The following is a 13,702-nucleotide window of genomic DNA, read 5'->3' as shown; positions in this document are numbered from 1 at the left end:
GCAGATAACAGCAAGAACCGATATAATTGAGTGATGAGCTGTTAGCTGGTAGCGGACAGCTGTTAGCTTTTGGTTTGAATACCAGTCGTTTACTTCAGGAGCAGCGGCGCCATGTTTACGGGCGCCTACTCAGGCAGTGAAAGCAGCCCAACTTCAACGTGAAGCCGGGATTGTGCGAAGATACAGCTTCTTCGGGCGGCTGGCTGACACGTTTGCGCCGGAAAAATTCGCACGATTGGAAGAATGTAAAGCACCCGGCAGGTGTCAGCACGGAAAAGCTAACAGCCAATAGCTAACAGCCAACTAACCCCGCGCACTGCCGGGCAATTTCCAATTCCTCGTTGGTCGGGATGACGAGCACCGGCACGCGGGCGCCGGGGGCCGAGAGGTCGCGCAGGCCGGGGGCGCGGCGCTGGTTCTGCTCCTCATCGAGCCGGATGCCCAGGAAGTCGAGGTTCTCGCAGGCCAGGCGGCGGACGCGGGCGTCGTTTTCGCCCACGCCGCCCGTGAAGACGATGGCCTCGGCCCCGTTGAGGGCGGCCAGGAAGGCGCCCAGATACTTTTTGATGCGGTAGGCGTAGAGGTCGTAGGCCAGCCGGGCGCGGGCGTCGCCGGCTTCGAGCTGGCGGGTTACGTCGCGCATGTCGGTGTGGCCGGTGAGGCCCAGCATGCCGCTTTCCTTGTTCAGCAGCTCCTTCACCTGCGCCAGCGAGTAGCCCAGCTGCTCTACCAGGTGGAAGATAACGGCCTGGTCGGTGTCGCCGGCGCGGGTGCCCATCACCAGCCCGTTCATCGGACCAAAGCCCATGCTGGTATCCACTGAGCGGCCGGCCTCGGTGGCGGCCATGCTACAGCCGTTGCCCAGATGCACGGTTATCACGCGGGCCTCGGGCCGGCCCAGGTGGCGGCGGGCCTCGTCGCACACAAACTTGTGGCTGGTGCCGTGGAAACCGTAGGCGCGCAGCCCGTGCTCGGTGTACAGGCGCTCGGGCAGCGCAAAGCGGTAGGCGCGGGGCGGCAGCGTGCTGTGGAACGCCGTGTCGAACACCGCCACCTGCCGGGCCTGCGGGAACAGCTGCTCGGCTACCTCCATGCCCAGCAGGTTGGCCGGGTTGTGCAGCGGGGCCAGCGCAAACAGCTCCCTGATTTTGGCCTTCACGGCCGCCGTAACCAGCGTGGGCTCCCGGAACTCCTCGCCCCCGTGCACTGCCCGGTGCCCCACCACGGCCACCTCATTGGGGCTCTGAATGACGCCAATTTCGGGGTCCATTAGCAAATCCAGCGCCTGCTGCAACCCGGCCCGGTGGTCGGCAATGGGTTCGGTGCGGGTAAGGGTGCGCTCCTGGCCATCGGGGCCCAGGGCCGAGTGCGTAAGCTGGCCCTCGGCCTGGCCGATGCGCTCGATGAGGCCCCGGCACAGCGGCTGCTCGTGGGGCCACTGAAACAACTGGTACTTAAGCGAGCTGCTGCCCGAATTGATGACGAAGATGTGCATGGTAGCGGACTGCCCCCCCGGTCCATTGCCGGAGCCAGGGCGGAAGGGGAGGATTAAGAAAGGCGTAGAACAGGGAAGAACCAGGCCGTAAAGTACGGGCTGGCTGCCGAAAGGCCGGCTGGCAGGCCCAACGGCCAGGTAAACGACCCGCCTATTAGCCGGCCCATAACCTGCTCGGGGGGCGTTGATGGCGGTTGTTTTGGGCTTCCATTGCTGCCGCGCGGCAGCCGGCAGTGGCCTGCGGGCCGTAGCAGCAGGAGCGCCCGGCGTATCTTTGCGCCGGCCGCCACGGCGCCGGCGGCACTACCCGTCCGGTTGCCCCGGCCCCAAACCAAACCGTCGGTGGCAAGTTGTTTTGCCTGGCGAAAGCAGGTTCGTCTGACTTTCTTGTATTCTTTTTACGCTCCCGGATAATGCCGTTTAAACGAAGAGAGATAATAATAACCCAAAACTACGCCAAGCTTATTCTAACGGCCTTGTTCGTAGCCTTGTGCAGCGCCCTGCTGGCCTACTCGCTGAAAAATCTTACCGAACATTTCGAAGAAAAAATAGCCGAAGTGGCCGGTGGCTATCGGTTTGCAGTAGTGCTGCTGCCTACTATCGGAATCACCGCCATTTATTTTTTGCGGAAATACCTTTTTCAAAATAGAAAAAACAAGGGTATCACGGAAATTTATAAAACGCTGGATCAGCGAAAGGAGCACCTGCCGTTCTTTAAAATTCCTTCGCACTACCTAAACGGCTTCCTGACCGTCATCTTCGGCGGCTCGACTGGCATAGAAGTTTCTACGGTGGTAGCCAGCGCCACCATTGGTAATGCCACCTACGAGCGGGAATTTTCGGCCCGGCAGTACAAAAGGGAGCTGATTTGTGCCGGGGTGGTTGCGGGCGTGGCCGTGCTTTTCAATAGCCCGCTGGCCGGTTGGCTTTTTGCGCTGGAGGTAATTGCAAAAGGGCTGAGAAAAACGGTGCTGATTAGCTGCACGGTGGCGGCTCTGGCTGCCTGGATATTTATTTATTCCTTCGATAATCATTCCCTGCTGCCTTTTGTCATCAGCGGCTGGAACTGGCAGGCGGTGCCGTTTTTTGTGGTTCTGAGCTTATTAGCCAGCGTGCTGGCAGTTTATTTCACGGCGTTGGTTATTAAAATAAAAACAGTTTTTGCTAAAATAGATAATAATTTTATTCGGGTTAACACCGGAGCCCTCATTATCGGAATTCTTATTCTGTACTTTCCCACGCTCTACGGCGACAGTTACCACGGCCTGAAGTCGATTCTGAAGGAGGCTGTCGAATTTCAGCCGCTTTCCGTGGGGCTGCTGCTGTTGTTGGTGGTGCTGAAGCCGCTGGCGGCCTCGCTCACGCTGGGCGCCGGCGGAGACGGAGGCGTATTTGCTCCGAGCATCGTGGCCGGCGCCTTTCTGGGCCTGGCCTTCGCGGCCGTATGCAACCGCTTTTTCGGCACCGATCTGGTGCTGCTGAACTTCGCCATGCTGGGGGCGGCCACCACGCTGTCGGCGGCCCTGTACGCCCCTTTCACGGCCCTTATTCTGGTGTGCAATCTGGCCCCAAATGGCTACGCTCTCTTCTTTCCGATGCTGCTGGGCAGCATGATATCCTACCTGTGTGCCAAAAAGATGCTGCCCTACAACGTGTACACCTACGACAACTTCCTGACCCTGAAAGCGCAGGCTGAGTAAGCCGCCCCGAGTTCCAGCCGCCGCCACGCTGTATTCTTCCCTGCAATGACCATCCGCCCCGTACTTCCTTCCGAACCCGTGCTGACGGCCGAAGCGGCCCTGGCGATGGTGCAGGCCGCTCACGCCGAGGCCGAGAAGGGCGGCCACGCCGTTTCTATCACGGTAGTCGACCGCTCGGGTCAGACGCTGGCCGTGCTGCGCGACCACCAGGCGGGCGTGCATACGCTGCGGGCGAGCTACAAAAAAGCCTATACCGCCAACTCGCAAAAGCGCGAAACGGCCGACATTGCCCGCGGCATCATGGACGGCAGCATTCCCGAAGACGTGCGCTACCTCGACGAAAACATGCTCCTGATGGCCGGCGGCGTGCCCATTGTGGTCGGCGGCCGGGTGGTGGGCGGCATCGGGGTGGGCGGGGCGCACGGCTCGGAGGATGTGCGCATTGCCAAAGCAGGCCTCCGGGCGCTGGCGGAATAGGCCGACTGCACTCAGCTCCTGCTTTACTCATTAAGGCCCGCTTCCAAAAGCAGTCGGAGCCAGGTGGCTGGCTGCCGCCGCGTGGCAGAAGCACGTAATTGGCTAGCTTTCCGCCGGCAGATTCCGCAGAACCAGGTCAAATCAAATTATTTGGAATATTTGCTTTGGGTGAGAATTTCCACTACCAAAGGCGCAAGCCAAGCCATGACTTCACTCAAAAAAAAGACGCTTTCGCTGGCGGTGCTGGCGCTGGCCGCAATGGTAGCGGTTCCGGTTTATGTGCGGCACTCAGTCGATAAGTTTATTTTCACGGAGATTGATCAGGTAGAAAATAAAGCATTTGCCATCGTCCTGGGCGCTGCCATTGAAAATAATAACGAACCCGGTAGCTACCTGAAGTACCGGCTGAACGATGCGCTAGCACTTTTTGAGGCCGGCCGCATAGAAAAAATATTGCTTTCGGGAGATAATAGCACGAAGTCACACGATGAGATTTCAGTGATGAATAATTATCTCATTAGAAATGGCATCCCGCAAGATAAAATATACGGAGACTATGCCGGGTTTGATACCTACTCGACTATGGAGCGGGCCAGTAAAATATTCGAGATTGACAATGCCATCGTCGTTTCCCAGGGATTTCACCTGCCCAGAGCTGTGTATATTGCCCGGCAGAAAGGAATAAACGCAACTGGCTACGCAACGAAAACCTCATACGGGAAAATCAGGTATTTCCTCAGAGAGAATATGGCTATCCTGAAATCATGGATAGACTGCCTGATAAACAGGGAAGCAAAGTTCTACGGCGCGAAAATAGATACGAATAAAAGCTCGAATATCATACTGGAGCAGTTATAATATCTGCCGAATAGCGTAGAATAAAGGACAAGTAATTTCTTGTTTTATGGTGCTTTAAATATTCGAAATGTAAAATAATTGCTGTAAAATAGATAGCCAGCAAATATGCCGAACATGCCGTAACCCGCAGTATGAAAATCCTTTACGTTTTGCTGTTTTGGCTGCTGACGGGGATATGCACCGGTAACGCCTCGGCGGGCGGCTTATCGGCCTGGCAGGAATCAACGCCCTATGGCCACCGCCTCGACCACGACGGTTCGGCCGGCGGCTGGATTACCATGACCCTCGATACCACAGTGGTCGAATTTCAGCACTTCTACTTCTACCGCCAGCACACCATTGCCGACTCCAGATCGGGGTATCTGATTATCAACGAAGCCAGCGAGCAAGTTCAGCGGTTCAGCTCGGAAGCCGAGTGGCACCAGCAACTGGCCCGGCAGAAGCTGGTGCCGCTCTGGAAACGAGCGTACAACGCCAACTACAGCGGCATCTTCGGCGACGGCACGTTCTTTTTCCTGGTTTTCTTCCCATTCCCGCTGCTGGTGCCGCTGCTCTGGCTGGCATGCCTGATGAGCCTGCCGTTCTTCGGGCGTAAGCTCTACCGCCTCCGGCGCACAATCTCCTGGCTGTACCCGGCCATCTGCTTAGTGGCAGTGTTACTGAGTGTGTTTCCCCAGAGCCTCTGATTGCCCTGTGGCAGTTTACATTAAAAAGCCGCCGCTACTTCTTTCGAAGCAGCGGCGGCTTTTTAATGTCCTGTCTGAACCTTACTCGCCGCTGGTAGCAGCCGGGCCTTCAGCGGCCGGCATATCGCCGCCTTCGGGGCGGGGACCGCGGCCGTTGCGGTTGCGGCCGCCCCGCTTGCGGCGGCGCTTCTCGCCCTCGGTACCTTCGCTTTCGGTGCCGCTGATGTGGGCGCCGGGCGCATCGGCAGGCAGGGGCAGGCGCGGGGCCTGGCGGGCGGGGGCGTCGGCCGAGCCTTCGGAGGGGTGGCCCTCGCCGGGCGGTGTTACCTGGCCTTCGGGGCGGGGCAGGCGCGGGGCCCGGCGGGGGCGGTTGGGGTCGTTGTCGCGGCGCGGCCGGTCGTCGCGGTCTTCGCGGGGCGGGCGTTGGTAGGGCTGGGCCGGGGCCTGGCCGGCATCGAGGGCCGCCAGGTTGGCCTGGGCGCGGGCAATCCGGGCCTGCTGGTCGGCATCGGGCTTGTCGCCGCGCCGGTCGGGGCGGTTGCCGCCGTCGCGCCCCCCCTCGCGGCCCCCCTCGCGGCCCCCACCGCCCGAACGGCCGCCACCGCCATCGGTGCGACCTGCGCCGCCGCTGCGGGCACCGCGCTCGGGGCGGCCGCCTATTTTGCCGCCCAGGCCACTGAAACGCTTGGGGTCGAACTCGGGCGCCGGGCCCAGGCCCAGACACTCGGTGATGTCGAGCTTCTCGATTTCGCGCTCAATGAGCTTCTCAATCTTCACCACCCGGTCCTGGTCCTGGTCGGAGATGAAGGTGATGGCCGTGCCCTTGGTGGCGGCGCGGGCCGTGCGCCCGATGCGGTGCACGTAGTCTTCGGCGGCGCGCGGAATGTCGTAGTTCACCACGTGGCTCAGCGAGTCGATGTCGATGCCGCGGCTGAGCACGTCGGTGGCCACCAGAATCGGGAACTGCTTGTTCTTGAACTCGCGCATGATCTGCTCGCGCTCCTCCTGGGTGCGGTCGGAGCTGATGCCCTGGGCCACGTAGCCGAGCTTGTTGATGGCCCGCACGATGCCGCTCACGGCCGCTTTCTGGCTCGTAAACAGCACCATGCTCTGCACATCCTGGGTTTTGATGATGTGTTCGAGCAGGTAGATTTTCTGGCGGTCGAAGGCCATATAAAACTGCTGGTCGATGCCGGCGGCGGGCTTGCTCACGGCCAGCCGGATTTCTTCGGGGTCCTGGAGCAATTGCTTCGAGAAGTCGCGGATTTTGGTGGGCATGGTGGCCGAGAACAGCAGCGTCTGGCGCACCTTGGGCAGCTGGCGCACGATGTTGAGGATGTCATCGGAGAAGCCCATGTCCATCATCTTGTCGGCCTCGTCGAGCACCAGGTACTTCAGGTCCTCGAACTTCACGTAGCCCATCTGCATGTGGGCAATCAGGCGGCCGGGCGTGGCCACGATAATATCGGCCCCCGAGGTGAGGGCGCGCTTCTGCTGCTCCCAGCCCTCGCTTTTGCCGCCGCCGTAAATGGCAATCGAGCTGGCTTCCACGAAGTAGCCAAAGCCCGTTACCTGCTCATCAATCTGGGTGGCCAGCTCGCGGGTGGGCACCAGCACGAGCGTGGAGGTGGTGCCGTGCTTGGCGTGCGAAATCTTGTCGAGCAGCGGCAGCAGGTAGGCGGCGGTTTTGCCGGTGCCGGTCTGGGCGCAGGCAATCAGGTCTTTGCCTTCCAGGATTTTAGGGATGGCCTGCTCCTGAATCGGGGTGGCCTGCTGGTAGTTCATGGCGTCGACGCCGGCCAGCAAATCGTCGTGGAGGTTGAATTCAGAAAACGTCAAGGTTCAGCTTGAAAAAGGAGGATGAAAAAAGACTGACCTGTCGTTTCTGGGCCAGCAAACCGCGGTGGTGCTCTGCTAACAAAGATAGAAGATAAAGGGCGGACCGGTTTTATAGCGCCATTTTATCCCCGCCGGCCATTCTGCCGTAGGTTAAAGACTTCTCCTTCTGAATTAACCTGCATTGAAGCACCTTTTCGCGCTGCTGGTGGCTACGGCCCCGACCTTGCTGCCGGCCACCGCCACGGCCCAAACCACCCCCGCCGATTCGGCAGCCACTGCCGTTACCCAGCCCGGCAACCCTTTTACGGTGTATGGCTTTGTGGATGCGTATTACGGCTACGATTTCAAGCATGCCCGCGGCCACGAACGGCCCAACTTTATCTTCTCCCACAACCGCCAGAACGAGTTTACGGTGAACCAGGGCCTGATTGGTTTGCGCTACGATAACGACCAGGTGCGGGGCGAAGTGGGCCTGCACGCCGGCACCTACCCCTCGGCCAATTACGCCCCCGAAGACCCCATTATCCGCAACATCTACCAGGCCTACGCCGGCTTTCGGCCCTTCCGCAAGGCCTGGATTGATGCCGGTATCTTCAGCTCGCATATCGGCATCGAGTCGGCGCTCAGCAAGAACAACTGGACGCTGACCCGCTCGCTGGCCGCCGAGGGTTCGCCCTACTACGAGGCCGGCGTGAAGTTCACCTACGAAATGGACCCTAAGCTCACGCTCACGGCCCTGGTGCTCAACGGCTGGCAGAATATCCGCGAAACCAACCAGGCCAAGGCCCTGGGCACCCAAATTCAGTGGCAGGCCACCGACAAACTGCTCATCAATTCCAGCACCTTCTATGGCAACGAGCAGCCCGAGGGCCTGGTGCGCCGCCGCCGCTTCTTCCACGATTTCTACGCCCGCTACGCTGCCTCCGACCGCCTGAGCCTGGCGCTGGTGTGCGATGTAGGCAAACAGCAGCGCCCCGAAGCTGATGCCCGGGCCGATACCTGGTACACCGGCACGCTGCTGGCCCGCTACCAACTGGCCGATAAATGGCGCCTCGGGGCCCGGGCCGAGTATTTCAGCGCCGACCACGGCGTAGCCATACGCAATACCACGCCCGCCCTCACCGACCCCGATTTCAACGTCCGGGCCGGCTCGCTCAACCTCGATTACCTGCCCACCAGCCACGTAGCCGTGCGCGTCGAGGGCCGCCTGTTCAACTCCGGCCACGACTTTCTTACCGACCGCAACGGCAACCCCACCAAAAGCTACGGCAACCTCACCAGCAGCATCGCGCTGTCGTTCTAAAATTCCCAGGGCTTCAGTTCTGGGCTACGTAGACCCCAACGGAACCGCTGACTAGCCCAGGGTTTCAACCCTGGGGATTTGGGCCCGCCAGAATTTCCAGCTGCCAGCGCAACTGCTCGGGGGTTACGGGGAAGGGCTGGGCGTGGCGGATGGTCTGGTACACCGCATCGAACAGGCCGGCGTAGTTGCTCGCCGGAGCCGGTAGTAATTCAGTCTGAAAGTGGCCCGGTTCGGTAGCCAGTGTGAGCACACCTTCGGCACCGGCCGGCTCGTGGCCGTAGCTGGCTGTGGTGGGCAAAATCCCCGCCACCAGTTGGGTTTCCTGCACGTCGGTGCGGTTTTTTTGGAACGAGCCAGCCGTGCCATGCAGCACGTAGGCCGGGCCCGCCGCGGCCGTTAGCAGGCTGCCGGTCACGAATACGTGCAGGCCTTCAGGATATTCGAGGTGGGCGTGGAAATAGTCGTCGACGCGGGAGTTGGGGCGGTGGCTGGCCCGCGTAAAGCGGCTGTGGGCGGGCTCTCCGAACAAACTCAAGGCCTGGTCGAGCACGTGGGGGCCCAGGTCGAAGCTCAGGCCGCTACCGGGGGCGGCGGCGTCTTCCTTGAACTGCTTGGGGTTGAGGGCCACCTTGTAGCGGTCGAAGCGGAAATGCACCTCCGTGAGCCGGCCCAGTCGGCCACTTTCCACCACCTGCCGCACCAGCTGGAAATCGGAATCCCAGCGGCGGTTCTGGTAGGCCAGCAGGTGGCGCTGCTGCCGGGTGGCCAGGGCCAGCAGCTCATCCAGCTCGGCCGGAGTGGTGGCTACGGGCTTTTCGATGAGCACGTGCTTGCCGGCCAGCAGCGCCTGCCGGGCCAGCGCAAAATGCGTGTCGTTGGGTGTATTGATGACGACCAACTCCAGCACATCGTCGGCCAGCAGAGCCGCCACCGAATCGTAGCTGATGATATCGGGGTAGGTTTGGACGGCGGTTTGGCGGTGGCGCTCCACCACGGCCCGCAGCCCGAAAAGGGGGCTAGTGCTCAGAAAAGGCGCATGAAATACGCGGCCCGACATTCCGTAGGCCAGCAGGCCGGTCTGGATGGGAAGCATTTTTGTTGTCAGTTGTCAGTTGTCAGTAAAGAACGTCATTCTGAGCGCAGCGAAGAATCTCGTAGGCTGATGTTCAAATGTAGTTAAACGACCTCACGCATGATTCTTCGCTGCGCTCAGAATGACGTTCTTTACTGACAACTGACAACTGACAACTGACAACTGACAACTGACAACGAACCCATGCTCGACCGATTCTCCGCGCAGGCTGACCTGTACGCCCGCTACCGCATCGACTACCCGCCGGCTCTCTACCAGTGGCTGCTGCCGCAGGTGGCGGGCCGGGGCCGGGCCTGGGACTGCGCCACCGGCAACGGGCAGGTGGCGGCGGTGCTGGCCGGGGAGTTTGAGCAGGTAGATGCCACCGACATCAGCGCCAACCAGCTGGCCCGGGCCCCGGCGCTGCCCAATGTCCGGTACCAGCTCAGCCCGGCCGAAAGCACGCCCTTCGCGGCCAACAGCTTCGATTTAGTTACCGTGGCCCAGGCCCTGCACTGGCTGGAGCCCGCCGCTTTCCACCACGAAGCCCGGCGGGTGCTGCGGCCCGGCGGCGTGCTGGCCGAGTGGGGCTACAGCTTCTGCCACACCGACGAGGCGGCCCTGAACCAGGCGCTTAACCGGTTTCACGACGAAACCTCGGCTCCGTACTGGGATGCCAACCGCCGGCATATCGCAGAAGAGTACGCCCAAATTCCCTTTCCTTTCGCCGACGTGCAGCGGGCGCGCTTTACGGTTGTCCGGCACTGGCTGGTGGCCGATATGCTGGGTTACCTGCGCTCCTGGTCGGCCGCCGCCAACTACACCCGCCAGCACCACGGCGCCGATTTGGTGGCCCTGGTAGCCGGGGAGCTGACGCGCCTGTGGGGGCCAGGCAAGCGGCTGGTAACGTTTCCGGTTTTCGGGCGGCTGGGCCGGAAAGAATAAACGGGCCCGGTGGGCGTTGCAGGAGCTTCTACGGAGCCGGTTTTATGACATTGAATACCTATCTGCGGGCGCTGGCCCTGTTCTACCGCACGCTGCTGCCCCAAACCATACTGCTTTCGGCCCTGGTGCTGGGCGCTACTGCCCTGGGCGCCGGCCTGCTACAGCTGCCCTGGCCACCGCCCCTGGGCCCGGGGCTGGTGCTGATGAAGCTGGGCACGTTTCCGCTGCTTGCTTATCTGGAGCACCGGCTGCGGCCCCACCAGTACTGGTTCTACCGCAACCTGCACCTGGCCCCCTGGCAGCTCTGGGCCCCGCTGGTTGTGCTGGACACGCTAGCCTTCTGCGCTTTGGCGGGCGTATTACATCAGCTGGTCGCCTGATGCGCACTCCCGAAATACCCCGGCCCGCCGCGGCCCACCTGCTCGAAGCCGACGGCATTCGGCTGGCGTTTGGCAACCGCGTGCTGCTGTCGGATGTGTACCTGCGGGTGCAGACGGGGCAGGTAGTGGGCCTGCTGGGGCGCAACGGCTGCGGCAAATCCACGCTGCTCCAGACCCTATCCGGGGGCCGCCAAGTGGCCGATGCCTCGGTGCGCGCCAACGGGCGGCGGGTGGTACCGGCCTACCGCCAGCCGGGCCTGCTCAACTACCTGCCCCAGGTGCCCGTGCTGCCTCGCCAACTACCCATAGCGGCGGCGGCCCGGCTGCTCGGGGTGAATGCCGCCGCCGCGTTAAGCGCCTTTCCGGAGCTGCTGGCGCAGGTGCAGCGGCCGGTGGGCGAGCTGTCGGGCGGCACCGCGCGGCTGGTGGAGGTGCTGTTGCTGCTGCACGCCGATACCCGGTTCACGCTGCTCGACGAGCCCTTCACCGGCGTGATGCCCGTGCACCTCGAAACGCTGGCCGACGTGATGCGGGCCGTCAAACTCCGCAAAGGCCTGCTGCTCACCGACCACCGCTACGAGCAGGTGCTGGCTCTCTGCGACGTGGTGTATTTGCTGCACGACGGCCGCCTGGAATTGCTGGCCAACCCCCGCGAAGGCCTGCGCGACCGAGGGTATATTAGCAGTTAGCAGCTAGTGCTTAGTGAAAGAACGTCCTTTTCCCTTCTCTCTTGTTCCTTCTCATGACCAAACTTCCCCTCCACAAGCTACGCGTATTGGAGCTGGCTTCGGTGCTGGCCGGGCCCCAGGTGGGGCAGTTTCTGGCCGAATTGGGGGCCACCGTGCTGAAAATTGAAGCCCCGGCCGGCGACGTAACGCGCAACTGGCGCACGGCCGCCGAAGCTCCCGATGCGCCGGTTTCGGCTTATTTCAGCGCCGCCAACTGGGGCAAATCCAGCCGCGTGCTCGACCTGACCACCGCGGCCGGCCGGGCCCAGCTGCACGAGCTGGCCGCCGGGGCCGACGTGGTGCTGGCCTCCTACAAGCCCGGCGACGCCGAGAAGCTCGGGGCCGATTATGCCACGCTCGCCGCCCTGAACCCGCGGCTGCTCTACGGTTCCATCACCGGCTACGGGCCCGAAAGTGCCCGCGCCGGCTACGATGCCGTGCTTCAGGCCGAAACCGGCTTTATGCACCTCAACGCCGCCGGCCCCGGCCAGCCGGCCCAGAAAATGCCGGTGGCCCTCATCGACCTGCTCACGGCGCACCAGCTCAAGGAGGCCCTGCTGCTGGCCCTCTACCAGCGCGAGCGAACCGGTAGCGGCGCGCTACTCGAAGTCTCGCTGCACCACAGCGCCCTGGCCTCGCTCGCCAACCAGGCCGCCAGCTTTCTGGTAACGGGCCAGGAACCCCGGCCGCTGGGCTCGGGCCACCCCAGCATCGTGCCCTACGGCACCGTGTACACCGCCGCCGACGCCACCCAGCTGCTGCTCGCCGTGGGGTCCGACGGGCAGTTCCGCCAGCTCTGCGCCGTACTCGACCGAAACGAGTGGGCCGCTGATTCCCGCTTCACTACCAACCCTGCCCGCGTAGCCCACCGGCAGGAGCTGGAGGAGCTGTTGCGCCAGCGAATTGCGGAAGTGGAGGGTGAAAAGCTGCTGGCCGAACTGGAAAAGCGCGCTGTGCCGGCCGGGGCCGTGCGCGCGGTAGGGGAGGCGCTGGCGCAACCGGCGGCCCGGGCCATGCTGTTGCCGCCCACCGCCGGTTTTCCGCACGCCGGGTTGCGTACGGTGGCTTTTCGCAGTAGTGCCTGGGCCGTGGCCGCCACGTTGCCGGGGCCGCCGGCACTGGGCGCCCGGGCCGATAAGGATTCCGGCGAATGAGCCGGTAGTACTGCTCCGATTCGCTCCTTTGCCAACTTTTTGCGTAAATAAGGCTTCCCCTTTGCTCACCCGCGCCTTTTCGGGCGCCCAAGCTGTTTTTTGCTGCATGGACGAAGAAACTCCCCGCACCCGACCCACAACCCCCACTTCCCTGACCGGCCCGCCGACCGATTCGCGCCCCGCCATCCGCACCACCCACGACCTCAACCAGGCCAGTACGCCCAACTCCGACGGCGAAGCGCCCAACCCCCCCGGCGACCCGGGCGCCGCGCCTACCGACCGCCTCAACCAGATTTTCGAGGGCCTCAAGCAGAAATCGTCGGCCAAGCAGGCCATTTACCGCCAGACGCTGGACACGTTCGAACTGCTGCGCCAGGTGTCGCAGGAGCTGGTTCTGGAGCTCAGCAACAAGGTAACGGCCTTCGATTCGTCGGTGCTGATTGAGTACCGGCCCGTGAACGAGATGGAGTTTCACATCCGCTTCAGCGGCGATTTGCTGATGTTCGTGCTGCATTCCAACATCGTCACCTTCCCCGACGACTATGGGCCCATGCCCACCAAATACGTGGAGCAGGACTTCCGGCGGCGGTTTTTTGGCCACATCATGGCCTACAACTTCATGGCCGACAGCATCAAGTACCAGCGCCTCAACGACCCCGGCTACCTGGTCGGGCGCCTGCTCATCAACATCGACCGGCACTACTTCCTCGAAGGCGTGCAGCAGCTCGAACTGCCCGACAACGATATGTCGGACAACCTCGTGACGGAGGACGGCTTGCGCCTGTTCGTGGAAAGCGCCATGATTGCGGCCGTCAACAACGACCTTATTGCCCCGCCCATGACCGACATCCAGAAAATCACCGTCAAGCAGAAGCTCGAAAACCAGCAGGTCAGCCGCGGCAGCAAAGTGGGTTTCAGCTTCGGCAACCAGCAGCGGCCCCACAACATCGACGGCCTCCCGTATTAAAAGCCCTTCCGCTTCTGAAAACGAAAAGGGCCTTCCCGGAGGCCGCTCAACTAGCTGAGCGGCCTCCGGGAAGGCCCTTTGTTGAGTGTCGGGGTGAA

At 62.2% G+C, this 13,702-nt stretch carries 14 protein-coding genes; 10 read left to right on the top strand and 4 right to left on the bottom strand.

Annotation, left to right across the window (positions count from 1 at the left end):
* Nucleotides 1–292: 292 nt before the first annotated feature.
* Together BMY67_RS10965 and BMY67_RS19490 are read right to left on the bottom strand one after the other, a co-directional pair.
* Nucleotides 293–1,495, bottom strand: a complete 1,203-nt coding sequence (locus BMY67_RS10965) for an acetate/propionate family kinase (RefSeq protein ID WP_092771359.1) — start codon at nucleotides 1,493–1,495, stop codon at nucleotides 293–295.
* Nucleotides 1,496–1,962: 467 nt separating this feature from the next.
* Nucleotides 1,963–2,139, bottom strand: a complete 177-nt coding sequence (locus BMY67_RS19490) for a hypothetical protein (protein WP_218144613.1) — start codon at nucleotides 2,137–2,139, stop codon at nucleotides 1,963–1,965.
* Between BMY67_RS19490 and BMY67_RS10960 the strand changes: the two genes are divergently transcribed.
* The 4 genes from BMY67_RS10960 (at nucleotide 2,119) to BMY67_RS10945 (ending at nucleotide 5,216) form a co-directional block, all read left to right on the top strand.
* Nucleotides 2,119–3,195: a chloride channel protein gene (locus BMY67_RS10960; protein WP_218144612.1), complete on the top strand. Its 1,077-nt coding sequence runs from the start codon at nucleotides 2,119–2,121 to the stop codon at nucleotides 3,193–3,195. The genes BMY67_RS19490 and BMY67_RS10960 overlap by 21 nt on opposite strands.
* A gap of 45 nt (nucleotides 3,196–3,240) precedes the next feature.
* A complete protein-coding gene (locus tag BMY67_RS10955; protein WP_092771355.1) occupies nucleotides 3,241–3,672 on the top strand; it encodes a GlcG/HbpS family heme-binding protein in 432 nt (143 codons plus the stop codon).
* 81 nt (nucleotides 3,673–3,753) lie between these two features.
* Nucleotides 3,754–4,530 (top strand): SanA/YdcF family protein, encoded by a 777-nt coding sequence (locus tag BMY67_RS10950; RefSeq protein ID WP_177189788.1) that lies wholly within the window; start codon nucleotides 3,754–3,756, stop codon nucleotides 4,528–4,530.
* A 131-nt stretch (nucleotides 4,531–4,661) separates the two neighbouring features.
* Nucleotides 4,662–5,216, top strand: coding sequence for a hypothetical protein (locus tag BMY67_RS10945; RefSeq protein WP_092771351.1), 555 nt, complete (start codon nucleotides 4,662–4,664; stop codon nucleotides 5,214–5,216).
* 81 nt (nucleotides 5,217–5,297) lie between these two features.
* Here the strand turns inward: BMY67_RS10945 and BMY67_RS10940 are convergent, their stop codons facing one another.
* Nucleotides 5,298–7,001, bottom strand: coding sequence for a DEAD/DEAH box helicase (locus BMY67_RS10940; protein ID WP_245745019.1), 1,704 nt, complete (start codon nucleotides 6,999–7,001; stop codon nucleotides 5,298–5,300).
* A gap of 235 nt (nucleotides 7,002–7,236) precedes the next feature.
* Between BMY67_RS10940 and BMY67_RS10935 the strand changes: the two genes are divergently transcribed.
* A complete protein-coding gene (locus tag BMY67_RS10935) occupies nucleotides 7,237–8,358 on the top strand; it encodes a porin (RefSeq protein ID WP_092771347.1) in 1,122 nt (373 codons plus the stop codon).
* A gap of 64 nt (nucleotides 8,359–8,422) precedes the next feature.
* Here the strand turns inward: BMY67_RS10935 and BMY67_RS10930 are convergent, their stop codons facing one another.
* Nucleotides 8,423–9,451, bottom strand: a complete 1,029-nt coding sequence (locus BMY67_RS10930; protein WP_092771345.1) for a Gfo/Idh/MocA family protein — start codon at nucleotides 9,449–9,451, stop codon at nucleotides 8,423–8,425.
* 183 nt (nucleotides 9,452–9,634) lie between these two features.
* On the opposite strand from BMY67_RS10930, the gene BMY67_RS10925 reads away from it, so the two are divergent.
* The 5 genes from BMY67_RS10925 (at nucleotide 9,635) to BMY67_RS10905 (ending at nucleotide 13,604) form a co-directional block, all read left to right on the top strand.
* Nucleotides 9,635–10,375, top strand: coding sequence for a class I SAM-dependent methyltransferase (locus tag BMY67_RS10925; protein WP_092771343.1), 741 nt, complete (start codon nucleotides 9,635–9,637; stop codon nucleotides 10,373–10,375).
* 44 nt (nucleotides 10,376–10,419) lie between these two features.
* Complete coding sequence (locus BMY67_RS10920; RefSeq protein ID WP_143069784.1) at nucleotides 10,420–10,755, top strand: hypothetical protein; 336 nt, start codon at nucleotides 10,420–10,422, stop codon at nucleotides 10,753–10,755.
* Nucleotides 10,755–11,444 (top strand): ATP-binding cassette domain-containing protein, encoded by a 690-nt coding sequence (locus tag BMY67_RS10915; protein WP_092771339.1) that lies wholly within the window; start codon nucleotides 10,755–10,757, stop codon nucleotides 11,442–11,444. Before BMY67_RS10920 ends, BMY67_RS10915 begins: the two co-directional genes overlap by 1 nt.
* 53 nt (nucleotides 11,445–11,497) lie before the next feature.
* Entirely contained in the window at nucleotides 11,498–12,637 is a 1,140-nt protein-coding gene (locus BMY67_RS10910) for a CaiB/BaiF CoA transferase family protein (RefSeq protein WP_092771337.1), read from the top strand.
* Nucleotides 12,638–12,743: 106 nt separating this feature from the next.
* Nucleotides 12,744–13,604, top strand: coding sequence for a hypothetical protein (locus BMY67_RS10905; RefSeq protein WP_092771335.1), 861 nt, complete (start codon nucleotides 12,744–12,746; stop codon nucleotides 13,602–13,604).
* The last annotated feature ends 98 nt before the right edge of the window (nucleotides 13,605–13,702 follow it).

The organism is Hymenobacter actinosclerus, from assembly GCF_900111515.1.
GTDB lineage: Bacteria > Bacteroidota > Bacteroidia > Cytophagales > Hymenobacteraceae > Hymenobacter > Hymenobacter actinosclerus.
The sequence above is the reverse complement of the archived record's forward strand: the minus strand, read 5'-3'. Positions and strand labels throughout refer to the sequence as shown.

Coding starts and splice junctions, on each gene's coding strand:
- BMY67_RS10965 (WP_092771359.1), bottom strand. CDS start 1,495: ATGCACATCTTCGTCATCAATTCGGGCAGCAGCTCGCTTAAGTACCAG.
- BMY67_RS10955 (WP_092771355.1), top strand. CDS start 3,241: ATGACCATCCGCCCCGTACTTCCTTCCGAACCCGTGCTGACGGCCGAA.
- BMY67_RS10945 (WP_092771351.1), top strand. CDS start 4,662: ATGAAAATCCTTTACGTTTTGCTGTTTTGGCTGCTGACGGGGATATGC.
- BMY67_RS10940 (WP_245745019.1), bottom strand. CDS start 7,001: ATGAACTACCAGCAGGCCACCCCGATTCAGGAGCAGGCCATCCCTAAA.
- BMY67_RS10930 (WP_092771345.1), bottom strand. CDS start 9,451: ATGCTTCCCATCCAGACCGGCCTGCTGGCCTACGGAATGTCGGGCCGC.
- BMY67_RS10925 (WP_092771343.1), top strand. CDS start 9,635: ATGCTCGACCGATTCTCCGCGCAGGCTGACCTGTACGCCCGCTACCGC.
- BMY67_RS10920 (WP_143069784.1), top strand. CDS start 10,420: ATGACATTGAATACCTATCTGCGGGCGCTGGCCCTGTTCTACCGCACG.
- BMY67_RS10915 (WP_092771339.1), top strand. CDS start 10,755: ATGCGCACTCCCGAAATACCCCGGCCCGCCGCGGCCCACCTGCTCGAA.
- BMY67_RS10910 (WP_092771337.1), top strand. CDS start 11,498: ATGACCAAACTTCCCCTCCACAAGCTACGCGTATTGGAGCTGGCTTCG.
- BMY67_RS10905 (WP_092771335.1), top strand. CDS start 12,744: ATGGACGAAGAAACTCCCCGCACCCGACCCACAACCCCCACTTCCCTG.